24 protein-coding genes are annotated in these 23,801 nt (G+C 69.6%); 8 read left to right on the top strand and 16 right to left on the bottom strand.

Annotated features, from left to right (window positions below; all coding sequences use genetic code 11):
* The first annotated feature begins 86 nt into the window (after positions 1–86).
* The gene (locus ACFX43_RS03505) at positions 87–848 is read left to right on the top strand and encodes a Clp protease N-terminal domain-containing protein (protein WP_378817076.1); all 762 of its coding nucleotides are present in this window, start codon (positions 87–89) and stop codon (positions 846–848) included.
* Between the two features lie 84 nt (positions 849–932).
* Positions 933–1,934 (top strand): hypothetical protein, encoded by a 1,002-nt coding sequence (locus tag ACFX43_RS03500; RefSeq protein WP_378817073.1) that lies wholly within the window; start codon positions 933–935, stop codon positions 1,932–1,934.
* 59 nt (positions 1,935–1,993) lie between these two features.
* Here ACFX43_RS03500 and ACFX43_RS03495 read toward each other — a convergent pair whose 3' ends face one another.
* From ACFX43_RS03495 to ACFX43_RS03480, 4 genes are all read right to left on the bottom strand, one after another.
* Positions 1,994–2,887 carry a dioxygenase gene (locus tag ACFX43_RS03495; protein WP_378817071.1) on the bottom strand — a complete coding sequence of 298 codons (894 nt, stop codon included), beginning with the start codon at positions 2,885–2,887 and terminating at the stop codon, positions 1,994–1,996.
* Positions 2,887–3,939 (bottom strand): maleylacetate reductase, encoded by a 1,053-nt coding sequence (locus ACFX43_RS03490; protein ID WP_378817068.1) that lies wholly within the window; start codon positions 3,937–3,939, stop codon positions 2,887–2,889. Before ACFX43_RS03490 ends, ACFX43_RS03495 begins: the two co-directional genes overlap by 1 nt.
* A 26-nt stretch (positions 3,940–3,965) precedes the next feature.
* On the bottom strand, positions 3,966–5,756 hold the full coding sequence (locus ACFX43_RS03485) for an FAD-dependent oxidoreductase (RefSeq protein WP_378817066.1): 1,791 nt from the start codon (positions 5,754–5,756) through the stop codon (positions 3,966–3,968).
* Positions 5,757–5,874: 118 nt separating this feature from the next.
* Positions 5,875–6,729, bottom strand: coding sequence for an alpha/beta fold hydrolase (locus ACFX43_RS03480; RefSeq protein ID WP_378817063.1), 855 nt, complete (start codon positions 6,727–6,729; stop codon positions 5,875–5,877).
* Between the two features lie 119 nt (positions 6,730–6,848).
* Here ACFX43_RS03480 and ACFX43_RS03475 point away from each other — a divergent pair, with 119 nt between their 5' ends.
* Together ACFX43_RS03475 and ACFX43_RS03470 are read left to right on the top strand one after the other, a co-directional pair.
* Positions 6,849–7,307, top strand: a complete 459-nt coding sequence (locus ACFX43_RS03475) for a nuclear transport factor 2 family protein (protein WP_378817060.1) — start codon at positions 6,849–6,851, stop codon at positions 7,305–7,307.
* Positions 7,308–7,333: 26 nt separating this feature from the next.
* Positions 7,334–8,563, top strand: a complete 1,230-nt coding sequence (locus tag ACFX43_RS03470; RefSeq protein WP_378817058.1) for an epoxide hydrolase family protein — start codon at positions 7,334–7,336, stop codon at positions 8,561–8,563.
* 79 nt (positions 8,564–8,642) lie between these two features.
* Here ACFX43_RS03470 and ACFX43_RS03465 read toward each other — a convergent pair whose 3' ends face one another.
* The 7 genes from ACFX43_RS03465 to ACFX43_RS03435 form a co-directional block, all read right to left on the bottom strand.
* Positions 8,643–9,242, bottom strand: coding sequence for a TetR/AcrR family transcriptional regulator (locus tag ACFX43_RS03465; protein ID WP_378817056.1), 600 nt, complete (start codon positions 9,240–9,242; stop codon positions 8,643–8,645).
* 41 nt (positions 9,243–9,283) lie between these two features.
* Positions 9,284–10,324, bottom strand: a complete 1,041-nt coding sequence (locus ACFX43_RS03460; RefSeq protein WP_378817054.1) for a branched-chain amino acid ABC transporter permease — start codon at positions 10,322–10,324, stop codon at positions 9,284–9,286.
* A complete protein-coding gene (locus ACFX43_RS03455) occupies positions 10,321–11,187 on the bottom strand; it encodes a branched-chain amino acid ABC transporter permease (protein WP_350662735.1) in 867 nt (288 codons plus the stop codon). Before ACFX43_RS03455 ends, ACFX43_RS03460 begins: the two co-directional genes overlap by 4 nt.
* Complete coding sequence (locus tag ACFX43_RS03450; protein ID WP_378817052.1) at positions 11,187–11,906, bottom strand: ABC transporter ATP-binding protein; 720 nt, start codon at positions 11,904–11,906, stop codon at positions 11,187–11,189. Before ACFX43_RS03450 ends, ACFX43_RS03455 begins: the two co-directional genes overlap by 1 nt.
* Complete coding sequence (locus tag ACFX43_RS03445) at positions 11,903–12,640, bottom strand: ABC transporter ATP-binding protein (RefSeq protein WP_378817049.1); 738 nt, start codon at positions 12,638–12,640, stop codon at positions 11,903–11,905. Before ACFX43_RS03445 ends, ACFX43_RS03450 begins: the two co-directional genes overlap by 4 nt.
* Positions 12,637–13,929 (bottom strand): ABC transporter substrate-binding protein, encoded by a 1,293-nt coding sequence (locus tag ACFX43_RS03440; RefSeq protein ID WP_350837584.1) that lies wholly within the window; start codon positions 13,927–13,929, stop codon positions 12,637–12,639. Before ACFX43_RS03440 ends, ACFX43_RS03445 begins: the two co-directional genes overlap by 4 nt.
* 244 nt (positions 13,930–14,173) lie before the next feature.
* Positions 14,174–15,148: a helix-turn-helix domain-containing protein gene (locus tag ACFX43_RS03435; protein ID WP_378817046.1), complete on the bottom strand. Its 975-nt coding sequence runs from the start codon at positions 15,146–15,148 to the stop codon at positions 14,174–14,176.
* A gap of 148 nt (positions 15,149–15,296) precedes the next feature.
* On the opposite strand from ACFX43_RS03435, the gene ACFX43_RS03430 reads away from it, so the two are divergent.
* Positions 15,297–15,827 (top strand): Dps family protein, encoded by a 531-nt coding sequence (locus tag ACFX43_RS03430; protein ID WP_378724938.1) that lies wholly within the window; start codon positions 15,297–15,299, stop codon positions 15,825–15,827.
* 171 nt (positions 15,828–15,998) lie between these two features.
* Here the strand turns inward: ACFX43_RS03430 and ACFX43_RS03425 are convergent, their stop codons facing one another.
* The 4 genes from ACFX43_RS03425 to ACFX43_RS03410 all read right to left on the bottom strand — a co-directional run bounded on the left by ACFX43_RS03425 (position 15,999) and on the right by ACFX43_RS03410 (position 19,970).
* On the bottom strand, positions 15,999–17,267 hold the full coding sequence (locus ACFX43_RS03425) for an NAD(P)/FAD-dependent oxidoreductase (RefSeq protein WP_378817044.1): 1,269 nt from the start codon (positions 17,265–17,267) through the stop codon (positions 15,999–16,001).
* Entirely contained in the window at positions 17,264–17,626 is a 363-nt protein-coding gene (locus ACFX43_RS03420; RefSeq protein ID WP_378817041.1) for a non-heme iron oxygenase ferredoxin subunit, read from the bottom strand. Before ACFX43_RS03420 ends, ACFX43_RS03425 begins: the two co-directional genes overlap by 4 nt.
* Before the next feature lie 85 nt (positions 17,627–17,711).
* The gene (locus ACFX43_RS03415) at positions 17,712–18,575 is read right to left on the bottom strand and encodes an alpha/beta hydrolase family protein (RefSeq protein ID WP_378817038.1); all 864 of its coding nucleotides are present in this window, start codon (positions 18,573–18,575) and stop codon (positions 17,712–17,714) included.
* A gap of 225 nt (positions 18,576–18,800) precedes the next feature.
* Complete coding sequence (locus ACFX43_RS03410; protein WP_378817036.1) at positions 18,801–19,970, bottom strand: glycoside hydrolase family 19 protein; 1,170 nt, start codon at positions 19,968–19,970, stop codon at positions 18,801–18,803.
* 166 nt (positions 19,971–20,136) lie between these two features.
* On the opposite strand from ACFX43_RS03410, the gene ACFX43_RS03405 reads away from it, so the two are divergent.
* From ACFX43_RS03405 to ACFX43_RS03395, 3 genes are all read left to right on the top strand, one after another.
* Positions 20,137–21,297, top strand: a complete 1,161-nt coding sequence (locus ACFX43_RS03405; RefSeq protein ID WP_378817035.1) for an ROK family protein — start codon at positions 20,137–20,139, stop codon at positions 21,295–21,297.
* A 73-nt stretch (positions 21,298–21,370) separates the two neighbouring features.
* The gene (locus ACFX43_RS03400; protein WP_378817032.1) at positions 21,371–21,781 is read left to right on the top strand and encodes a hypothetical protein; all 411 of its coding nucleotides are present in this window, start codon (positions 21,371–21,373) and stop codon (positions 21,779–21,781) included.
* The gene (locus ACFX43_RS03395; RefSeq protein ID WP_378817029.1) at positions 21,778–23,346 is read left to right on the top strand and encodes a multicopper oxidase family protein; all 1,569 of its coding nucleotides are present in this window, start codon (positions 21,778–21,780) and stop codon (positions 23,344–23,346) included. The genes ACFX43_RS03400 and ACFX43_RS03395 overlap by 4 nt, the downstream gene beginning before the upstream one ends.
* Before the next feature lie 20 nt (positions 23,347–23,366).
* Here ACFX43_RS03395 and ACFX43_RS03390 read toward each other — a convergent pair whose 3' ends face one another.
* Positions 23,367–23,753 carry a DoxX family protein gene (locus ACFX43_RS03390; RefSeq protein ID WP_378817026.1) on the bottom strand — a complete coding sequence of 129 codons (387 nt, stop codon included), beginning with the start codon at positions 23,751–23,753 and terminating at the stop codon, positions 23,367–23,369.
* Positions 23,754–23,801: the final 48 nt, after the last annotated feature.

Here is a 23,801-nt window from a genome sequence, read left to right as displayed (position 1 = left end):
CCACCCCGCTTCCTGTTGTGCCACGACCCCGAATCACGCGTCAACCAAAGGTTGACGCCATGTCATCGTCAACCTAGAGTTGACGCATGACGACTCCCCGCGATGCAGACCCTGCCCTCAAGGCCGTACGCCTCGACACCCTGATCGACTCGATCAAGAAGGCTCGGACCGAGCCGCTGGACCAGCTGGCCGACGCGATGGTGGTCGGTGAGCACCTGGGCGAGGTGGCCGACCATCTGATCGGGCACTTCGTGGACCAGGCCCGCCGCTCGGGGGCCTCCTGGACCGAGATCGGGACCCGGATGGGAGTGACGAAGCAGGCGGCTCAGAAGAAGTACGTCCCCAAGGCCGGCGAGACGGCGCTCGACCCGAACGCCGGGTTCGCGAAGTTCACCCCGCGAGCCCGCACGGTGGTCGTCGCCGCCCAGGGGGAGGCTCGGAAGGCCGCGAACGCGGAGACCGGCGTACCTCACCTCGTGCTCGGTCTCCTCGCCGAGCCGGAGGGCGTCGCGGGCCACGCGATCAGGGCCCAGGACGTCACTCTCGACGCCGTGCGCGCCGCCGCGACCGCCGCCACCCCGGAGCCCTACGGCGAGGTCGGCGAGATGATCCCGTTCACCGCCGACGCCAAGAAGGTGCTCGAGCTGACCTTCCGCGAGGCCCTGCGGCTCGAGCACTCCTACGTCGGCACCGAGCACATCCTGCTCGCCCTCCTCGAGTACGAGGACGGTGCCGGGATCCTCCACGAGGCCGGGATCGAGAAGGCGAGCACCGAGCAGACCATCGCCTCGATCCTGGACTCGCTCAAGGTCGACTTCGCGTCGGCCGACACCGACGCCCAGGAGTAGCCCCGGCCAGGAGGCACTACCTGATCTGAGGGACCGTCGGTGCGTGCCAGCAGCACGTACCGGCGGTCCCGATACGTTCCGAAGATGTCCCGCTGCTTCGCCCGACTCGCCCTCGGCATCGTCCTGGCCGTCGCGGTCCTCAACGTGCCCGCCGCGGTGACGGCACCCTCAGCGGAGGCGGCCTGTCGGCCGGCGCTCAAGTCGCTGACGCTCGCCAGGAGCACGGTGGCCGGAGGCACGTCGACCACCGCCACGATCCGGCTCACCTGCCGTGCCCCCAGGCGCGTCAAGGTGCAGCTGTGGGCCAGCACCGGCATCCGGGTCCCGGCGTACGTCTATGTCGCCGGCGGCCGGAGCACGCGCGCCGTCACCGTCCGGACCTCACCTACGACGCTCCGCAGCAGCGGCAGGGTCAAGGCGGTCTACCGGCAGGTGGTACGCCGCGCGACACTCGTCCGCACGGTGACCCCGTGCTACCCGACGCCGGTGCCCACTGCGGTGGCGTTACCCGCCTACGTCCACGCCGGTCAGAATGCCACCGGGACGGTCACGCTCGACTGCGTCGCCAAGACGTCGCTGGCGGTGAGCCTGACCTCGAGCTCGTCCTGGGTCGCGGTCCCGCGCACGCTCACGGTTCAGGCCGGGCGGCGTACCGCGTCGTTCACGGCGGTCACGAAGGCGCCGACCGTCGGGACGCTGCCCGCGTTCAACGTGACGATCAGGGTGACCCGCAACGGGAAGAGCGCCGCTCGGACGATGCAGGTCCGGCCGGAGATCCGGCCGTTCCGGGCCGGGGACCGGTTCACGGTCAACGAGCCGGTCCTGACGCCCGCGGGGACCGAGGAGTGGGTGCGTGGGACCCTCCGGATCACCCTGGATCATCCGGCGCCGCCGGGCGGGCTCGACGTCAAGGGTTCGCTCGTTCCCGAGGGCCAGACCTGGACCGAGGTGCCGATCTATCTCGACTCGTATCCACCCGACTCCCGCGTGACCGACCACCTCACGATCACCACGAGACCTGCTTCCGGTGATGGCGAGGTCCTTCTCGACGAGGACTTCACCTACACCGTCCATCCGGCACCGTGAGGGGGTCCCTGGCGTGCCGGAGCAACACCCCTGTGCCCGAAGAGCACGCCAGGGACGATTCAGGCGCCGGCGGGCGCGAGGACGATGTCGAACCGCACCTTCGACCAGGTGCCGTCGACGTCCCGACCGTCCGGGGTCGGCGTCCCGGCGGCCTGCCGCTCGAACCTCTTGATCAGTGATTCCTTGACCCCGAAGACGGTGTCCTTCCAGCCGATCGGGTCGCCCTCGGGGAAGATGTGGGTGACCAGCGTGCGGCAGCCCTCGTGGGTGACCATGAAGTGCAGGTGCGAGGCCCGCAGCGGCGAGCGCCCGACCGCGGCAAGCATCTTGCCGACGGGGCCGTCGTCCGGGATCGGGTACGGCGTGGGCGTCAGCCCCCAGAATCGGTAGCCGCCCTCGGCGTCGGTGAACAGGTGCGCCCGGGCCGCCCTCGCGCCGGCATCGCGCTGGACGTCGTAGAGCCCGTCCTCGTCCGCCTCCCAGACCTCGATCTTGGCCCCGACCAGCGGCTTTCCGTCTGTTCCTGTGACCGTGCCCGTGACCCAGCACGGCTCACCCGGAGCGCCGAAGGCCATGTCTCCGCCCAGCTCGATCGCCGGGGAGTCCTCCACGAAGAACGGTCCGAAGACCGTGGCCTCGGTGGCGTCGGCGTACGCCTCGTTGTTGATGTTGACCGTCTGCATCGAGGCGCCGAGGGTGTCGGAGAGGAGGATGAACTCCTGGCGTACGTCGTCGGTGATGTGACCGGCCTGGGTCAGGAACTCGATGGCGGCGCTCCACTCGTCCTCGGTGAGGCGTACGTCGCGGATGAAGGCGTGCAGGTGACGCGTCAGCGACACCATGACCTCCTTCAGGCGCGGGTCCTCGCAGGCGTCGAAGGACGCGACGACGGTGTCGACAAGGGTCTGCTCGACCGCCTGCTGCTCCGGCGTTACGCCAGCTACGTCGCTCATCAGCTCTCCTCTCCCGCCCACGCCGCGGTCAGCAGCGCGGTCAGGTTCTCCTCGGTGACCGGGGTCGGGTTGTTGTCGGGGATGGCGGCCATGATCGGCGCGACCGCCTTGGCGATGCCGTCCTCGGGCATGCCGTAGTCCTTGAGCGCCTTCGGCGCCGAGAGCGTCGTACGCAGCTCCGCCAGCCCCGCCACCGCGCTCGGCGCCCCGAAGGCCGAAGCGATCCGCGCCTCCGCCTCGGGGGCGGACGGCGCGTTGAAGGCGAGCACGTGCGGGAGCACGACCGCGTGGGTCTGGGCGTGCGGCAGGTTGAACATGCCGCCGAGCACGTGGCAGATCTTGTGATGCATCCCGGAGCCGGCGGACGTGAACGAGACCGCTGCCAGGTAGGCGCCGTAGAGGGTCTGCTCGATCCCCTCGATGCTTTCTGAATTCGCGGCGACCAGCGGCAGTCCGGCGGCGAGCCCGCGGATCCCCTCGGCGGCGTTGACCCGGTCGATCGGGTCCACCCGCGGACCCCACATCGCGTCGACGCAGTGCGCGAGCGCGTTCAGGCCGCTCGCGACGGTCATCTCACCGGGCAGCGTCGTCAGCAACGAGGCGTCGTAGACGACCGACCGCGGCAGGACCCGGGCGTCGATGCCGGTGGTCTTGGTCTCGCCCGAGGTCAGGCCCCAGACGTTGGTCGCCTCGGACCCGGCGTACGTCGTCGGGACCGCAACGATCGGCAGTCCCGTGGTGAGCGCGACGGCCTTGGCCAGGCCGGTGGTCGAGCCACCGCCGATGCACACCAGCGCGTCGACGGCGGACTCGGCCGCCCGCTCGCGAGCCCGCTCGGCGACCTCGACCGGGACGTGCATCACGACCTCGTCGTGGCGCAGCACGACCGGTACGTCGGCCGTCACCCGCGCGGCGAGCTCGGCCTCGCGCGCGCCGGCGATGACCATCACCCGCCGTGCGCCGAGCTCGTCGATCTCTGCTGCCACCGCAGCGGGCGCCTCGCCGGTGGCGAAGCGAACCCGCTGCGGCAGCGACTCATGCGTGAACTTCATCGAATCCCCCCGCTCGACCGGAACGATCAGGCCTTGCCCAGCAGCGTCGCGACCGCCTCGCCCAGCGCGGTGCCGGGGTCCTCGGGCAGCGACATGGCGCGCCAGGCGATGTGCTTGTCGGGTCGCACCAGGATGGCGCCCGACTCTTCGACCTCGCGGAGCTTGGCCCAGTCGAAGTAGAGGTCGGTGACCGGCCGTCCGGGGCCGATCACGACCGTCTGGAGCGGGATCCCGAACTTCGTCCGGGCAGCTTCCGCCGCCTCCGACCACGCCTCGCCGGCGACGCCGGTGATCAGCGTCCACTTCGTGTAGGGGGCGAGGTCGAGCATCGCGTGCTTCTTGACGTTGTCGCCGACCCAGGCGTGCGGCAGGTGAGCACCCGGCGAGGTCGACATCCGGTGGTAGAGGTCCTCGTCGTCGGTCGGCGCCGGTCGGGTGCCGTCGGAGACGATCGCGTTGGACTCGTAGAACTGGCCGAGCTCGACGCCGTGGGCGTTGAACTCGTAGTTCTTGCGCTCCATCGCGGTGACCAGCGCGGCGCGCTTGGCGGCACCCTCGGGAGTGTTGGCCTTGCGCTCCTCGATGGCCTTGGCCATCTCCTCGCCCTCGAGCCCGACCACGCCGAGCGCCTCGAAGAGCTCGCCGAACTCGCGCGCGGACTGGTTGGCGCGGGTGACGATGCGCTTGGCGACCGGCGCACGCTCGGCGGAGTAGGACTCCAGGAGCGACGGCTCGGCATAGCCCTGGAGCACCGCGGCGAGCTTCCAGGCCAGGTTGTAGGAGTCCTGGATCGAGGTGTTGGACCCGAGTCCGTTCGACGGCGGGTGCCGGTGGATGGCGTCGCCGGCGCAGAAGACACGGCCCTTCTGGGCGTGGGTCGCATACATCTCGTTCACACCCCACAGCGAGTAGCCGGTCACCTCCGGCTCCAGGTCGGGCATGCCGAGCAGGTCGCGGATCACACCGACGGCGTACTCCTCGGTCAGCTCCGGCGGCGGCTGGCTGATGTCGTAGCCCCACACGATCAGCCACTCGTCCCACGGACGGACCATCCGGACCAGGCCGGTGCCGATGCCGCCGACGTTCGAGCCGGGCTGGATGACCCAGTAGAGGACCGAGGGGCGGTGGTCGACGAGCTCGGAGAGGTCGGCGTTGAAGGTGATGTTCATCGAGCCGGCGATGTCCATCGCACCCTCGAGCGGGAGGTCGATGTCGGCGCCGACCTGGGTGCGGGCGCCGTCGGCGCCGATGAGGAACTTGGACCGGATCTTGTACTCGTGGCCGGTCAGCCGGTCACGGGCGGTCGTGGTGACGCCGTTCTCGTCCTGGACGTGCGAGACGTACTCGGTGGAGAACCGGGTCTGGGTGCCGCGCTCGGTGGCGTTGCGGACCAGGATCGGCTCCAGGTAGGTCTGCGGGATGTCGACGGTCAGGCACGGGCTCGCCAGCTGGTAGTCGGCCTCGCGGTCCGGGCGGGTGCCCCAGGTGCGGATGCGGCCGATCTCCTCGCCGGCGATGCTCGTGCAGAAGACGGTGTCACCGACCAGCTCGTGCGGCGTCGCGTCGGCGAGCACCTGCTCCTCGATGCCCAGGTCGCGGAAGATCTCCATCGCGCGCTGGTTGGTGATGTGCGCCCGCGGGGTGTTCGCGGTCCAGCGGTACTTCGTGATCATGATGTTGTCGACACCGAGCTCGCTCAGGAAGAGCGCGGCGGACGCGCCGGCCGGACCAGAACCCACGACGAGAACGTCGGTGGTCACGACATCCTCGGTCTCGGGGATCTCGGTCTCTTTCTGGCCGTCGTCGAAGACTGGCATTTCCTCACCTTTCCGAGACCGCGGTGGGGTGTGTGATCGCAGTCTCAGGGCGAGTCTTACCGGCCCGCGCGGGCGGCATCAAAGGTGGGCGCGCCGGTTGGCGGAAATGCGTACGCGACTAGCGCCGCGCGAGCCACTCCTGGACCGCCGCGATCGTCGAGCCGGGCTTCCGGGCCCACTTGAAGTGGTCGATGCCCGGCTCGTCCAGGTGGACCCGCTCGACCTCGAGACCCGGCATCCGCCGGTGGATCTCGTCGACCGTCGCGCTGGGGGCCAGCCAGTCGCCCTCGATCGAGACGATCAGCGCGGGCTTGGCCAGGGCCCGCATGTCCCCGGTGACGTCGCGGGCCGGGCTGCCGAAGCGGAGACGGCCGGTGCGGGCGTACCGGGCCCATTCCTTCATCAGGGTGCGCGCCTCACGCCCGGCGAACTTGAGCTGCGTGCCGGGGAAGTGGCCGACGACCCGGCCGACCAGGCCCATCGCCTGGCTGGCGACCAGGAAGCCCGGGCCGTAGTTGCGCCAGTAGGGCGTCTGAGACGCGACGTAGATCAGGCCGGCGACGCACTCGGGGTGCAGTGCCGCATAGGCGCTGGCGGCCTGGCCGCCGAGGCTGTGCCCGAGGACGTACGTCGCCCCGGCCGCGACCGGGACCAGCTCGCCGAGGCGGTCGACGGCGGCGGCGATGTCGTCGACCAGGTCGGCGTAGCCGAAGTCGTAGGACCAGCCGGCGATGCGGCCGCCGAGCTCCTCGTGTCCGCGCTGCTCCATCCGCCCGACGTTGATGCCCGCCTCGGCGAAGGCCACGATCAGCTTGTCGTAGTAGCCCGCCGGCATGCCCATCGCGGGCACCACGAGCACCGTCGCCGCGCCAGGGCCCGCCGCGCGGACCACCGTCAGCGTGAAGCTGGTGCCCTCGGAACGCCCGATGACGTACGCCTCGGGTGTGGTCGTGGGGAACGAAGTCTCGGTCACCCAGGCAATGTTACCCGTCAGTAAGGCGCGTAGTTCACTCCGCCGAGCTTCTGGACTTGTGGGTCCAAAGTTTGCGGAGCATCCTGTTTGGACCATGTAGTCCACACGGAAGGAATGTCATGAAGACCCTCGAGCGCCTCACCATCACCGAGGACGTACGACGCCTGATGGCTCGCTACGTCCGCTACGCCGACCACCAACGCTGGGACGATCTGGCGAACCTCTTCACCGAGGACGGCACGTTCACCCCGCACAAGCCTGACGGATCGGTCTGGCTGCACATGAACGGCCGCGACGAGATCACCGCGACCGTCGGCGCCAGCGGCGGCCCCGGCGTCACCCTCATCCATCACCTGTTCTCGGACGAGATCGATGTCGACTCCGAGACGAGCGCTCGCGGCATCTTCGCGATGGAGGACATCGTGACGCGGCCCGAGGACGCCGAGGTGTCCGAGGCGATTCCCTTCCGCCACATGCACGGGTTCGGGCACTACCACGCCCGGTTCGTCAGGCCCAACGGCTCCTGGCGGATCGCCGAGCTGACCCAGACCCGCGTCCGACTCGACTTCACCAACTGACCTTCACCCGGAAAGCAGCACACACCATGGACAACACCACCGAGCTCGCCCCCTTCAAGATCGACATCCCTCAGGACGCCCTGGAGGATCTCCGGGACCGCCTGCGGAAGACCCGCTACTTCGACGACCTCGACAACGAGGAGGGCTACTACGGCATCAGCACCGCCTACCTGAAGCCCCTGGTCGAGTACTGGGCCGACGGCTTCGACTGGCGCGCACAGGAGGAACGGCTCAACACCTACGACCGGCACCAGGTCGAGGTCGGCGGCACGCCCGTGCAGTTCGTGCACGCGCGCGGCATGGGTGCGAACCCGATCCCGCTGGTCGTCCTGCACGGCTGGCCGTGGCCCGGCGAGTTCAGCTACCAGCTGATCGGGCCGTTGACCGACCCGGGCGCCCACGGCGGCGACCCCGCGTTGTCGTTCGACCTGGTCATCCCGGACCTCCCCGGCTTCGGCTTCTCGACGCCCGTCGGCCGGGGCGATCTGAACTACTGGAAGATCGCCGACATCATCCACGAGCTCATGACCGAGGTCCTGGGCCACGAGAAGTACGCCGTGGCCGGCTCCGACTACGGCGCCCTCGTCACGAGCGCCCTGGGCCACAAGTACGCCGACAGCATCATCGGCCTGCACTTCGGCCATGACCTTCCGCCGGGAATGTTCGAGAACGAGCGGTTCTGGGACCTGACCGACGGGGCCAAGACCCCGGACGACGCGTCGGAGGAGTGGCGAGCCGGCTGGAAGAACTTCGTCGACACCTACGCCTCGCACGTCGCCGCGCACATGCTGGACGGCTCGACGCTGACGCACGGTCTCAACGACTCCCCGATCGGCATGCTCGCCTGGCTGCTGAAGCGCTGGAAGACCTGGAGCGACAAGCGCGGTGACTTCGAGGCGGCGTTCCCTCGTGACTTCATCCTCACGCAGGCGACCATCTTCTGGGTGACTCAGTCCATCGGCACCTCCATCCGGATGTACCGCAACGCGGAGCGCTACCGGTTCGTGCCGTCCCACGACCGGCAGCCCGTCGTCGAGGCGCCGGCCGGTTTCACGTTCCTGCTCGGCGACGCGTACCCGCCCGCCATCGACACCGTCGAGGAACGCATCGCGCACTTCGAGAACGGTCCGACCCGCGGTCTGTTCAACGTGGTCAACGTCAACGCCCACGAGAGGGGCGGCCACTTCGTCCACTACGAGAATCCAGAGGCCTTCGCCACCGACCTGCAGGAGACCTTCCGCAGGATCCTCGGCTGACTTCTCGGACACAGCCGACCCGGTCCGCGCGGCATGCCGCTGCGGGCCGGGGTCGGCTCGTGGGGCGGACGACGTCGGCCTACGCCGCGACCGGTCCGGAGTCGCGCAGGTGGCTGATCAGCAGCGCCAGGATCGCCTCGAGGTGGTCGGTCCGGCCGGTCACCATGAGCACCGAGACACCGCCCTGGATCCCGGCGATCATCGCGGCCGACGTACGCCGCGCATCGATCTCGGCGCTCACCGAACCGTTCGCCTGCATGGTCTCGATGCCGCGCCGAAGATGGTCCTGCCACTGGGCGATCAGCGTGGTCGAGACCTCTGCGGCCCCGGGGACGCTGCCCACCTGGTTCATCAGCGACGCCAGCGGACAGTGGGCACCCTGCACCCGGTAGCGCGCGATGACGGCCTTGCGCCAGCGGTCCCAGGCGGCCCAGGAGTCGAGCTCGCTGATGTGCGGCTGCTGGTCCTCGATCACCCGATCGGCCTCGAGGCGGGCAACCTCGAGGAACAGCTCCTCCTTGCCACCGGGGAAGTAGTGGAAGATCTGGCTCTTGCTCGTCTGCGTGGCCGCGCGGATGTCGTCCAACGTCGCGGTCCCGGGATCGGTGCTGCGGAGGTAGTCCGCGGCGCCCTCGAGCAGTCGCTGGCGCGTGGCCATGCCCTTGGTGGTGAACGCCATGCGCCGAGCCTACCTCGACACCAGGACCGATCAGTCCAGAATCAGTCGAAATCCACAGACTTGGCCCCTTGTGGAGAAGCCTGTGGATAAACCTGGTGACCGACGGGGAAGACCTCGTAGCGACCCCGCGTCGCCAGCCCCCACAACCCGCGCGGCGCCAGCAGCACCACGGCGATCGCGACGGCACCGAGCGCGATGAGGTACCAGGTGCCGTAGGAGTCCAGCAGCTGCTGCAGCGCGAAGAAGATCACCGCGCCCAGGATCGGGCCCTCGATCGTCCCCAGCCCACCGATCACGACGATGAAGATCATGAACGCCGTGTACTGCACCGAGAACATCGAGTCCGGCGAGACCCGCAGACCGTTGACCGCGATCAGCGCGCCGGCGAGGCCGGCGCCGCCGGACGCGGCGACGTAGACCAGGCGCTGCGAACGCCGCACCGCGACGCCGAGGGAGGCTGCCGCCACCGAGTCGTCACGGATCGCGGTCAGGCCCAGCCCGACGCGCGAGCGCATCAGGACGTACGTCGCGAGCACCACGAGCACCGCCAGCACGAGCGCCAGGTAGTAGACGGTCGCGATCCGGGTCACCCGGTCGACGCCCTGGAAGGCGGTGAGCGAGAGGCCGGACCCGCCACCGAAGCCCGGGAGCTCCTGGGTGACAAGCTTGAAGACCTCGGCCACCACCCAGGTGCCGATCGCGAAGTAGCCGCCGACCAGCCGGAACAGCAGGAACGAGGTCGGGATCGCCAGGGCGGCGCAGACCACACCGGCCGCCACGACGGCGACCGGGATCGGCAGCCCGACGACGTCGGCGAGCTTGATCACGCCGTAGCCGCCCGCACCGATGAACGCCTGCTGCCCGATCGAGACGAGCCCGCCGTAGCCGGCCATCAGGTTCCAGGTCGTGCCGAGGATGATCAGCGCGAAGAGCGTGACCAGGTTGGTCACGTCGCCCGGGCTGAAGACGAACCACGGCGCCGCCGCCAGGAACACCACGATCGCGGCGAGGACGCCGCCGCCTGCCAGTGACGGCCAGCCGCCGCGTACGACCTTCAGGTTGGCCGGTGCAAGCGCTGTCATGCGACGACCGCCTTCGGGAGCAGGCCCTGGGGCCGGAACAGGAGTACGACCAGGAAGACGAGGTGACCGGCGAGGACGCCGTAGGCCGGGTCGATCTGGGCACCGACGGTCTGCGCGACGCCGAGCACGAGGCCGCCGAGAAGCGTGCCCCACAGCGAGCCGAGGCCGCCGATGATGACCGCCTCGAAGGCGAAGATGAGGACCAGATCACCGTACGTCGGGCTGAACTGGGTCGACATGCCGAGGAAGACACCGGCCAGGGCGACGGTGCCGATCGCGATCGCCGTGGCCAGGGCGTACATGTGCCTCTCGTCGATCCCCATGAGGGTTGCCGCCTCGGGGTCGTCCTTGGTCGCGCGCATCGCGCGGCCGATGCGGGTGTGGGAGAGGTAGAGCTGCAGGCCGACGATGACGCCGACCGCCACCACGAGCGTGATCAGCGAGAAGACGCCGAGTCGCAGGCCGCCGAGTTCTACGGACGCGGTCGACAGGGTGCCGATCGAGATCTTGCGGGAGTCGGCGGTGAAGATCTCCTGGAGCAGGTTGGCGCCGATGACGGCCAGGCCGAACGAGACCAGCAGCGGCGACAGCTCCCCGTGGCGCAGCGCCGGGTTGAAGAGACCGCGCTGGATCGCGTAGCCGACCGCGGCGAGCACCGGGATCACGATCACGATGGTGAGGAACGCCGGCATCCCGGTCTGCTGGACGAGCCAGTAGGCGAGGTAGGCCGAGGCGACGGCGAGGACGCCGTGGGCGAGGTTGACGATGCGCATGACGCCGAAGATGAGGCTCAGGCCGCAGGCGAGGAGTGCGTACTGCCCGCCGAGCAGGACTCCCTGGAGGACCGCGTTGATCCAGTCCATCAGCCGACCTCCTGCTCGTCGATCCCGAAGTACGCCGCCTGGACCTGCTCCCGGGTGACGTCGGCAGCCGCGCCCTCGAGGACGGTGCGGCCCTCGAGCAGGCACTGCACCCGGTCGGCGACGGTGAGTGCCTGGGTGAGGTCCTGCTCGACCACGAGCACGGTCGTCCCCTTCGCGGCGATCGTGGGGAGCGCCTTGTAGATGTCGGCGATCACGACCGGGGCGAGGCCGAGCGAGACCTCGTCGAGCAGGAGCAGCTTCGGGTTGGACATCAGCGCCCGGCCGATGGCGGTCGCCTGCTGCTCGCCACCGGAGAGGTGCGCTCCCCGGCGCGTTCTCTTCTCCGCGAGCAGCGGGAACGCGTCGTAGACGGTCTGGAGGTTCCAGGGGCCGGGCCGACGCCCGTGCGCGCCGACCTTGAGGTTCTCCTCGACGGTGAGCGAGGCGAAGATCCGGCGTCCTTCCGGCGTGAGCGCGATGCCCTCGCGGACCCGCCGGTGGGCAGGGGTGTGGGAGACGTTGTGCCCGTCGAAACGGATCTGGCCGGCGCTCGGCCGGAGCAAGCCGGCGATCGTCTTCAGCAGCGTCGACTTGCCGGCACCGTTGGCGCCGATCACGGCCAGCGTCTCGCCCTCGGCGACCCGGAGCGTGATGCCGTGCAAGGCGTGGAAGTCGCCGTAGGCGACGTCGATCGCATCGACCTCGAGCAGGCTGGTCATGGGGTGTCGCTTTCCAGGTCGGGGGAGCCGAGATAGACGGCGGCGACCGCGTCCGAGGCCATCACCTCGCGCGGGTCGCCGGTGGCGACGACGTCGCCCTGGGCCAGGCACATCAACCGGTCCACGACCTGCAACAACGCGTGCACGATGTGTTCGATCCAGACGACTCCGGTGCCGCCGTCCCGGATCGCGGAGATGGTCTCGATCAGCGCCGGCAGCTCATGTTCGGTGAGGCCGCCGGCGATCTCGTCGAGGAGCAGCAGCCGCGGCTGGGTGGCCAGCGCGCGGGCGAGCTCGAGCCGTTTACGGTCGAGCAGCCGCAGCGAGCCGGCGGGGGTGTTGGCCAGGTGCGTCAGGTCGGCGGTCTCCAGCGCCTCCCAGGCCAGCGCGTTGGCCTCCTTCCGGCGCGTGCCCGCACCGAAGGTGGAACCGACCAGCACGTTCTCGAAGACGGTGAGCCCATCGAAGGGGCGGGGGACCTGGAACGTACGTCCGATCCCGAGGGCCGTACGGCGCGCCGCCGGCATCCGGGTGACGTCGGTGCCGTCGAAGCGGATGGTGCCGGCGTCTGCCGGGAGCGTGCCGGTCACCAGGTTGAGCAGCGTGGACTTGCCAGCGCCGTTGGGCCCGACGATGCCGAGCGCCTCGCCCGCGGCGACGTGGAAGGAGACGGAGCGGGCCGTGACGACCTGGCCAAAGGACTTGGCCAGGTCGTCAACGTGAAGCAAGGTCACTTGAGCGCCTCGGGCTCGCCCCCGAGAGGTACATCGGGAGCCAGCGAGTTCTGCACGACGACCAGCTCGAACGGGTGCTCCCCGCCCTCGACCTGGCGCCACTGACCGCCCGCGAGCGAGGTCTTGGCGACGTACGGCGGGACGTTCGCGTCCTTGCCCCAGGCGACGTCACCGACGACCGTGGAGACCTCGAGCCCGGCCAGCGCCTTGGTGATCGCGTCGGCATCGGTCGAGCCGGCCTCGGTCACCGCCGCCGTCGCGACCTCGAAGAGCGCGTGCGCGAAGCCCAGCGGCTGGGTCCACTGCTTGCCGGTCTTCTCCTCGTACGCGTCCGCCAGCTCCTGCGCGGACTGGCCGGTCAGCGAGGACTCGTAGGGAGCCGTCGGGGTCCACCACACCTCGGTGGAGAGGTTGTGGGCGATCGGGCCCAGCGCCTCGACGCTGCTCGGGAAGAGGAGCGCTTTGCCGATGGTGGCGACCTTCGGGTTGTAGCCCTGCTGCTTCGCCTGCTGCCAGAACGTGGTGAAGTCCGGCGGGATCGGGACGCCGACCAGCACGTCGTGACCCTTGTACGCGCTGATCTGCGCGGAGAAGTCTTTGGTGCCGTTGGGGTAGTTGCCCGGGTTGTCGATCTTGACGCCCGACGCCTCGGTCAGCGCCGGGAAGTTGGCGCCCCATGCCTCGCCGTCGGGGTCCTTCGGGAACAGGCCGCCGGCCTTCTTGTTGTTCGGAACCTTGCCCCAGATGTCGGCGTAGACCGTCGCGACGTCCTCGAGGCCCCAGAAGAAGTGGTAGCTGTACTTCAGCTCGGCCGGCTTGTCGCCGCTGCGGATCGCGAACGGCTGCCACGGGGCGACCGTGGTGATGCACGGGATCGAGTTGGCCTCGCACTGCTCCGAGACCGGGTTGACGATGTCGGGGGTCGAGGAGGCGACGATGATGTCGGCGCCGTCCTTGTTGATCAGGTCGCCGGCCACCGCCCCGGCCTTCGTCGTGTCGCTCTGCGCGTCGCGCACCACGATCTCGACGTCGAGCTCCTTGTCGCCCACCTTGACCGGGTGGTCCTTGAAGTAGGCCTCCATCTCGTCGACGACGAAGCTGTTCGCCTCGCCGAACGGCGCCGAGGAGCCCGTCTCGGTCGAGACGAAGCCGATGGTGAGCGTGTCCTCGCCGCCACCGCCTTCGTCGTCGATGCCGCCCGACCCGCAGGCCGTCAAGGTCAGCGCCATCGCTGCGACACCGGCGGCGGCCAAGCTCAGGCCGCGTCCGGTGGTGAGTCCGTTGCGCACGTACTTCTCCTTAGAGAGTGTGGGGTGTTCGAGAGTGTCGTCCGCCACCGCCCCTACAGGTGGGAACCAGGGTCTGGTTGGCGGAAAATCGCATGGAAGACCTATCGGACTTTGGTGGACTTGTCACCCTTTCGCGCCGAGAAGTCAGTTCTGGGCGCCGAGAAGTGAGTTTTGGCGTACGAAAGTCGACTTTCGTACGCCACAGCTGAGGATTCGGCCGCCACAAGTGCGGACTCGGCTGGGGTCAGGCTCGGGCGGCGCGGCGTACGTCTCCGGCGGCGACGCCGAAGCGCTTGCGGAAGGCGTGGGAGAAGTACGAGGCAGAGGTGAAGCCGCACTTCTCGGCGACGTCGACGGTGCGGATGGCCGGGTCCGAGCCGGTGACGAGCATCGCGTAGGCGAGCTCGAGGCGGCGGCCGAGGATGTGGCGGGGGACGCTGGTGCCGGCGTCGGCGAAGAGGCGGGACAAGTGACGCTCGGAGATCCCGGCGCCCGCGGCTACGGTGGTGGCGGAGAGGCCGGGGTCGGCGAGATGGTCCTCGATGAACGCCTTCGCCGCCGCCCGATGGGCCGTGGCCAGCGAGACCTTCCCGTCGGTGGCGATCACCGAGATCAGGTCGAGCACGGCGCCCTCGTCGGCCGGGACCGGGTCGTGCGGCCGCAGGGCGCGGCCGACCATCTGTACGAGAGCTCGGCCGTGCGGGTTCTGGTCGCGACCGGCGTCGAGGACGAGCGGCGACGGCATCGACGCCATCCCGGTGCGGGCCGCGAAGGCGTCCACCGGGACCTTGACCGCGAGCTCCTCGAGCCCGTGCCCGAAGCCCCGCAGGAAGGGTGCGTCGACGTCGCACACGATCAGCTGTCCGGGCCGGATGACCTTGCGGCGGCCGGCGTACTCCAGGATCGCCTCGCCGCGGAGGCTGGCGTAGACGGCGATCGACCGGGCGGGGATCTCCTTGACGAGGCTGGCCGGACGCTCGACGACGTGGCGAGTGGCCCGGACCCGCGCCAGATGGATCTCGTCGAGCTGCAGGTTGACCTCCTGCGCGTCGAACCCGTGGCCGTCGATGGGTCGGCAGGAGAGCGCGACCAGGGCGCTGGCGTTGTGGCGTTCCCAGGCCTCGACCTGCGCGTCCTCGCTCAGCCGGCTGGTCTCGAAGACCTCCGGGCGGCGAACCCGCGCGACGAGAGGGGCTGGATCGACTCCGGCTGGCGGCACAAGCCGACTCTACGGCGTCGCAGGTGCCGCCCGCGATGACTTGGTGACGACTTAGGGAAGACTTACCTTTCTGGAATGGTTCAAGAAAAGGTGGCACAGTGGGTGTCACCACGAAAGACCCACACCTATCCAGGGGGATACACCGAACATGGCCACGCAGACCGCGACGAGCAGCGCCACCCACACCTCGCACCCGGCGTTCGTCCCGAGCCCGGCGTTCGCGACCCAGATGCAGCGCCTGCTCGTCGACCTGACCGAGCTCAGCCTGCAGGGCAAGCAGCTGCACTGGAACGTCGTGGGCAAGAACTTCCGCGACATGCACCTCGTCCTCGACGAGGTCGTCGACGCCGCCCGCGACTTCACCGACGAGGTCGCCGAGCGCATGCGTGCGCTCTACATCCTCCCCGACGGCCGCACCGGCACCGTCGCCGAGGACACCACCCTCGCGCCGCTCCCGGCGACCGAGGTCGACACCGCGACGGCCGCCGACCTCGCCGCCGCCGCGCTCTACGCCACCTCGAAGACCGCTCGTGACATCCACGACGACATCGACTCCGAGGACCCGACCACCGCCGACCTGCTGCACGCGATCATCACCCGCGTCGAGCAGCTGGCCTGGTTCATCGACTCCGAGAACCGCGTCGCCAACCAGTCCAAGCCGGCTCAGCTGACCGTCTGAGAACTTTCCCTTAGGACGGCGTCCCGCGACTTGCTCGCGGGGCGCCGTCCTTCGTTTGTGCCCGGGCGGGGCGGGGGCATTTTCCCGCCATGGCGGGATTGTGCCGGCGTGTTGCCACTGGTCACTCGCCACTTTCCCGCCATGGCGGGATTTTGCCCGGCCCCGGGCTCGCTACCTGGATCCCCGCAGCAGTTTTCGTAGGTCGGTCGCGGGGTCGGCGAGGTCGGAGGCGCGTACGTCGACCCCTCGGTCGATCATCCGGCGAGCCGCGCGCACGGCGTTGGGGTCGTCGACCGCGACCGCGCCGATGACTCGCTCGCCGCGGAGAGTGAACACCGAGAAGGGCGGCTTGCCGAGGGTGCCGCGTACGACGTCCTCGTGCTCCGCATCCGGCTCGGGCATCTCACCGACGACCTCGACATGCAGGTCGTAGCGGTCGGTCCAGAACCACGGCGCGGTCTCCGCGCCGGCGTCGACACCGAGGATCGTCGCCGCCGCCCGTTGACCGTCGTGCAGCGCCGCCTCCCAGTGCTCCGCACGGCGGCGGTCGCGGCGCCGGGCGCAGTCACCGACGGCGAGGACGTTCGGGTGCGAGGTGACCTGGCGGTCGTCGACGAGGACGCCGTTGTCGACCTCCAGGCCGGCCGCCTTCGCCAGGGCGGTGTCCGGCACCATGCCCACAGCCAGAAGGACGGCATCGAACGTACGTGGCTCCACCTCGCCTGCGATGTGTGCCACGACTCCGGCCCTCGTCGACTCGAGCTTCTCGACGGTGGCGGCCACCGTCTCCACACCGTGGACCGCGTGCAGGGAGTGCAGCCACGCAGCGACCCGGGTGCCGACCGCTGCCGCGATCGGGGGGTCGGCGGGATCTACGAGCACGACCTCGCAGCCCAGCTTCCGGGCGGTCGAGGCGACCTCGGCCCCGATCAGGCCGGCACCGAGCACCAGCAGCCGGGCGCGCGAGAGCAGCACGTGCCGCAGCGCATCGGCGTCCTCGGCGCTTCGCAGCGTGTGGATCCCGGTGGTCGAGCGCGGGATTCCTTCGCCTGCTGGTGGACGGTCGAGCAGCTCCCGAACGACGCGTTCGAAGGCTGGCCACCGCGAGTGTCCGCCCGTCGCCAGGACGATCCTGTCGGCGGCGAGCTTGCGGCCGTCCGACAGCGCCACCGTCCCGGCAGCCGGATCCAGATCCACCACCAACGCATCCGTGACCAGGTCGATCCGCTGCTCGGCGTACCACTCCGGAGCCTGCAGCGCGATCGAGCCGAGGTCCTTCGCCCCTGCCAGGTACTCCTTGGACAGGGGCGGACGGTCGTACGGGAACGGGTCGACCGTGAGGAGCGTCAGATCACCGGCGTACCCGTTCTTCCGCAGCTCCGCGACCGTCGACACACCGGCGATGCCGCCGCCGACGACGAGGACCGACGAGACCGTCACGGCCTCTCGCCGGGGAACAGGTACACCTCACCGTCGCGCACCTCGACGCGGTGCGGGACGGTGTCGCGGGTGGCCGGGAGCCCGTCGACCTTGCCGGTCTTGAGGTTGAACCGCGAGGAGTGCAGGGGGCACTCGACGTCGCCGTCCTCGACCCAGCCCTCGGCCAGCGAGGCCGTCTCGTGGGTGCAGGTGTCGTTGAGGGCCCAGCAGGTGCCGTTGTCGTCACGCAGGATGGCGATGTCGTCCTCGGTGCCGGTGATGTCGGAGGAGATGGCGATCCCCTCGCCCTCCGGGATGTCGTCGACGGACGCGACGCGGATGCCTGTGCTGTTTCCGCCGTTTCCACTATTTCCGGTCATGCCCCCATCTTCCAACGTGGGTGCAGAAGAACCGGCCACCTCCCCCGAGGTGGCCGGTTCGATCTCGTACGTCGGGACCGACGGATCAGTCCGGGCAGGTGTTGCGGTAGTCGGACAGGTTGATCGAGGACGGCGCCGGGCAGAGGAACTGCGAGTAGCGGGTGTCGTCGTCGACGTACCTCTTCAGCCAGGTGACGAACAGGCGCCCTTGCCAGTCGTCGTCGGTGTTGGCGATGAAGTGGTCGCCGTTGTTGATCTCGCCGTACGCCTTCTCCCGGGCCCCTGTGGCCGAGGTGTAGAACGGGATGGAGTGCGAGCTGACCGGCGCGACGCTGTCGTTCTCCGCACCGATGATCATGGTCGGGATCTGGATGCCGGGCCAGGTCTTGTCGGTGTGCCAGGGCTGCAGCGCGACCGCGGCCTTGATCGAGGAGTCCTGGTTGGCCGCCGCGAGTGTGCCGCCACCGCCCATGGAGTGGCCGGAGACCGCGATCCGGGTCTCGTCCAGGCGCGAGGCGACCGTCGAGGAGGCGTTGTTCTTCAGGTAGGAGACCGCAGCCAGGATCTGCGAGCCACGGCTGTCGGGCTGGTCGTAGCGGGAGTTCGTGTCGATCGCGAAGACCACGAAGCCGTGCGAGGCCACCCGGCGTGCGACCGCGGAGTAGGACGACGAGGAGGCCGTGTAGCCGGGGGCGAGTACGACGCCGCCGAAGGTCCCTGCGGTGGTGGAGGTGGGGTAGTAGATCGTCCCGCCACCGAAGCCGGTCACCAGGGAGGAGACCGAGGCGGTGGAGAGGGAGAACGTGCCGTTGTCCAGGACGCTGGCCGACGTCGGGTCCGGCCCGCGCTCGTAGGGGCTCTCCGCCTCGGCCGGCGCTACCAGGCCGAAGAGGGGGAGAGTGACGGCCGCGGCGACCGCGGCGATTCGGAGAGAGAGTGATCTGAGCACCGAGCATGCTCCTTAGTCCGTCCGGCCCCGGGCTGTCCGGGGATCCGGTTGCTACTCGAAGGTAGGGGTGCGGCCGGGCGGCCGACACCGGCACGGAGGCAGAACCTCGTTGGGCGCTTGTCACAAAACAGAAACACGACGGCGTACGCAGGTGGGGCTGCGTACGCCGCCGGTTTCTGTGCGGGGCGTCCTTCTCAGCAGTGCCTCATTGCTTCGGGCTCCGCTTCAGCAGTAGAGGTTCCCGCCCGGGTCCACCCCGAGCAGCGAGGTGACCTCGGTGTAGTTGTCGACGCGGCTCTGCACCTGGGCCGGGTTACCACCGTTGCACTCGATGGCGCCGTTGATGGACCGGATGGTCTCGCCGAAGCCGGCGCCGTTGACCATCGCCGCGTGCGGGGTCATCGTTCCCGGGCCGTTCTGGGTGTTCCAGTACCAGAGCCCGGTCTTCCAGGCGACCGCCGGATCGGTGGCGACCAGGTTGGGGTTGTTCAGAAGATCGATCCCGAGCGCGTCCCCGGCGGCCTTGTAGTTGAAGTTCCAGCTCAGCTGGACCGGACCACGGCCGTAGTACTGGTCGTTGCCCGCGGGGCAGCCGTAGGACTGGTTGGGGTCGCAGTAGTGCGGGTAGTTGGCCTCGTTCTGCTCGACGACGTAGAGCAGGTCACCGGTCTCGTGGGCGACGTTGGCGATGAACGCCGCGGCCTCCCGCTTCTGCACCGCCTCGTCCCCAGCATTGGTGAATTCCGGGTAGGCGCTGAGCGCCTCGACGAGGCCTGCGTACGTGTAGAAGGGGTTGCGGTTGGGGAAGAGCTGGTTGAACTGCTCCTCGCTGACCGGGAACTCACCGGCGACCGGTGCCGGCGAGTCCGGGTCGGTCGCGGTGCCGCCGATGTTCACGTCGATGCAGGCGTAGAAGGCGTTGGTCGTGTCGGCGACGTTCCAGACCGCGAGGACCTTCTGCCGGCCGGTGAACGACCCGAAGTCGACCTGGTGCTCGACGGTGGCCGGCGGCTGCGCGCCACCGTCGTCGAACTCGGCGATCTTGGTGCCACCGATGAAGTACTGCCAGGTGCTGGTGCTGTGCCGGGCGGTCAGCGACCAGGTGAAGGTCTGGTTCCGGCCCACCGTCGTGGCCTGCCAGTTCTTCGAGTCGTCGTCGAGCTCGGCGAACCGCGAGTTGCCGCCGGAGCAGCTGGTCAGGCCCTTCGGGCCCTCGACACTCTGCGGTTCGTACTTGATGTCCCCGCACTCGACGGTGCCGGCAGCACACTGGGCCTGCCGGCTCGGCGGGTTCGAGATGTAGCCGTGCGCACTTGCTGGGCTCGTCGGCAGCATGGCCAGGACGGGCGCCAGCAAGATCCCGCCGAGAACGGCGATCTTTGTCTTAGTACGCATTCCAAACTCCTTGAGGGGGTTGAGATGGATGGCGATCGAAGCCCCCACTGTAAGGTTCCTTTACAGTTACCGTCTAGACCCATCGTGGACAAACACCGGCGCGAGCCCTGCAATTGTTAGGTTGGCGTTCCGTACGCCACCCCGACCCTCGAAAGGAGCGCCGCCGATGTCCAGACCGCCCAAGACACACCTGATCCGCGACACCAACGACCGCGCGGCGCTCGACCTGATGCTCTCGAACGGGCCGGTGACGAAGACCCGGCTCGGCGAGCTCGTCGGCCTCTCGAAGGTGACCGCGGGACAGCTGCTGACCCGGCTGGGCGAGCGCGGCCTGGTCGAGGTCGTCGGGACCCAGCAGGGCGGTCGCGGACCCAACGCGGCGCTCTACGGCGTGGTCCCGTCGGCAGGCTATGTCGCGGCCCTCCACATCGGCCCCGACCAGATCACCGCTTCGGTCGCCGACATCACCGGCACCGAGCTGGCGACCGGTGCGCTCGACCCCCACGAGGCCTCCGACCCGGTCGAGGCGGTTCGGGCGACCGTCGCCGACGCCACCCGGAGCGCCGGCATCACGATGGCGCAGCTCCGCTGCCTCTCGATCGGTACGCCCGGCATGATCGACCCGCGCACCGGCGACTTCCGCTTCGCCAACGATCTGCCGGACTGGCGCGCGGGTGTCCTCCAGGACCTCCGCCACAGCTTCCAGCGGCCGATACTGATCGAGAACGACGTCAACCTGGCCGGGCTCGCCGAGCAGTCCGCCGGAGCCTCCCGCGGCGTCAAGGACTCGGTGCTCGCCTGGATCGACCGCGGGCTGGGGCTCGCGGTGATCGTCGACGGTCGCCTCCACCGCGGCGCCGGCGGCGGTGCCGGCGAGATCGGCTATCTGGCCGTTCCGGGCGCCTCCACGCCCCACGGCACCGACAGCCCACAGCACGCCGCCTTCCAGTCGCTGGTCAGCGTCGAGGCCATGGACACCCTCGCCCGGGCGTTCGGACTGAGCGGCGACGGTGTGGACTGCGTACGCGCGGCCGCCGGCGGCGACCCCGACGCCGAGCCGTTCCTCGAGGAGCTGGCCAGGAGGCTCGCCCTCGGCCTGGCGGGCATCTGCGTGGTGCTCGACCCCGAGCTGTGCGTGCTCGCGGGCGAGGTCGGGCGTGCCGGCGGGTCGGTCCTGGCCGCACGCGTGCAGAAGGCGATCGCCGCCCTCGGCCCCAACGTCCCCACCGTCGTGCCCACCGAGATCTCCGGCGACCCCGTGCTCCGCGGTGCCCTCCAGATCGGTCTCGACACGGCCCGCGACGAGGTCTTCACCCACCAGGGCTGACCCCGACGAGGATCCGTCGGCGGTCAGGGGAACGCCCGATGTCATAGGTACCGCGGCTACATATCGTCGTGGTGTGACCACACAGATACGCCAGCGCCGACCACGCGTCAGCCTCTTCTGCTTCCGAGCCGTCGCGGTCGCGACCGCGCTCTTCGCGATCGGGCAACCGATCTTCATCGGCTCCTACTTCGCCGGGACCTTCGAGGCGCTGGGCCTCCACTCCGCGGGCGCGGTCGCGCTGCAGGGCCTCGGGCTGCTGCTGCCGATCGCCGCGGGCGCCGTCGTCGCGATGCGTGGGCGCTGGTGGTTCCTCGTCTGGTCGGTCGCGCTCTTCTTCCTCATCCACGTCCAGGCGATCCTCGGCTACACCCGAGTCCTCCAGCTGCACGTCCCGGTCGGCGTCCTCACCGTCGGCGTGGCGGTGGCCGTGGCCATCGCCGCCCTGCGCCGCGGCGCCGGCAGCCCGCGGGAGGTCCGGCGATGAGGATCGGACGACGCACCCTTCTCGGCGCCGGACTGGCCGCACCGGTCGCCGGATCGCTGGTCGCGTGCGGCGAGGCCCCCGAGCAGACCGGACGGATCCTGCGCAGCGCGGCACGGCTGCCGAAGGCGTACGAGACTCCGTTGCCGTTGCCGCCGGTCAAGCGGCCTTCGGGCGACCTGATCGAGATCTCTCAGCGCACCGCGTCGGTGGAGATCCTGCCCGGGCTGCGGACCGAGATGATGACGTACGACGGGGGCTTCCCCGGGCCGACGCTGGAGACCCGCCGCGGCGAGGCGGTGACCGTACGCCACACCAACTCCCTCACGCTGCCGACCGCGACGCATCTCCACGGCGGGCACACCCCGGCGAAGAGCGACGGCTGGCCGACGGACCTTCTGGTCCCGCCGGGCTTCGAGTCGCACCACGCCCACCATGCCGGTCACGGCGGCGGTCACGGCGGAGGTCACGAGACCATGGACGACCCGAAGGCGCAGGTCACGACAGGAAAGCGGGACTACCGCTATCCGCTCGAACAGCCGGCGACGACGCTCTGGTACCACGACCATCGGATGGACTTCACCGCCCCGCAGGTGTGGCGTGGACTGGCCGGCTTCCACATCATCCGCGACGACGAGGAGGACGCTCTCTCGCTGCCACGAGGCGATCGGGAGCTGCCGCTGATGATCGCCGACCGGGCCTTCGACGAGGACGGCTCGCTGCGCTACCCGGCGCTCGACCCGGAGCTTCTCGGCGAGCCCGGTGTCGAGGACCGCTACATGGCCGGCGTGCTCGGCGACGTCATCCTCGTCAACGGTGCCCCCTGGCCCGAGGCGGAGGTCGACGCGGCGCAGTATCGGCTGCGGCTGCTCAACGCCTCCAACGCGCGCCGCTACGCACTGAGCCTGCGCACCTCCGACGGGCAGCCCGTGAAGTTCACCCAGATCGGGTCCGACGGCGGGCTGCTCTCGGCCCCGGTCGAGCACGGCGAGATCACCATGGCCTCGGGCGAGCGGTTCGACGTCGTCGTCGACTTCCGCTCGCTCGCGCCGGGGACGACGGTCGAGATGCGCAACGGCCTCGGCACCGGCCGGACCGCTCAGGTGATGCGGTTCCGCATCGCCCGGCGAGCGACTGACGACGTCCAGATCCCGGAGCGGCTGGCCGACGTACCCGAGCCCGAGAAGCCCGAGGGCGCCGTCGTCCGCAGGTGGCACTTCCGCAAGGCGAGCGTGCACGGCCGACGGGGCTGGGGGATCAACGGCAAGCCGTTCGACCCGGCGGTGCCGCAGGCCAAGGTGCCGCTGGAGTCCACCGAGATCTGGGAGTTCTTCACCGACGCACACCACCCCGTCCACGTCCACCTCTCGCCCTTCCAGGTCCTGCGGCGCGGCAACCGCGGCCCGGGCTCGATGGACCTCGGCTGGAAGGACACCGTCGACGTACGCCCCTACGAGGCCGTGCGGGTCAGGGTGAAGTTCGAGAGGTACGCCGGCAGGTTCCTCATCCACTGCCACAACCTGGAGCACGAGGACATGGCGATGATGGCCGGCTTCGAGACGGTCTGACCCGCCGAGAGCCGGCCCGATCAGCCGGTGAAGGGTGCCCAAGCGAAGCGGCCGATCGCCACGAAAGCGGTCAAGGCGAGGTAGGTCGCGTCCACCAGCGCGAGCTTGGTCTCGCCACGGCGGATCCGCAGGATCACGGCACCGGTCATGACCAGCGTCAGCCCGACGGCCGCCAGGGGGACCAGGATCGGCGCGGTGTCGAGCAGGGCGGGCAGGATCAGGCCGACGGCGCCGAGGATCTCGAGTGCTCCGATGACCTTGAGGGTGCTGGGCCGGAAGTCGAGGACCCAGCGCGAGGCGTCGCCCATCGCGGCCATCCTCTCCCTGGGGACCAACAGCTTCCCGAAGCCGGAGAGCAGGTAGATGGCGGCCATCAGGCCGGCGACGATCCACAGTGCAATGTTCATGAGTCTTCTCCTGGGCAGAATCGATGAGGTCTGTGGCCGCGGGGGGGG

The sequence above is a fragment of the Nocardioides sp. YIM B13467 genome (assembly GCF_042788075.1).
Taxonomy (GTDB): domain Bacteria; phylum Actinomycetota; class Actinomycetes; order Propionibacteriales; family Nocardioidaceae; genus Nocardioides.
Note: the sequence above shows the minus strand (reverse complement) of the source record. Positions and strands in the feature narration are given on the sequence as shown.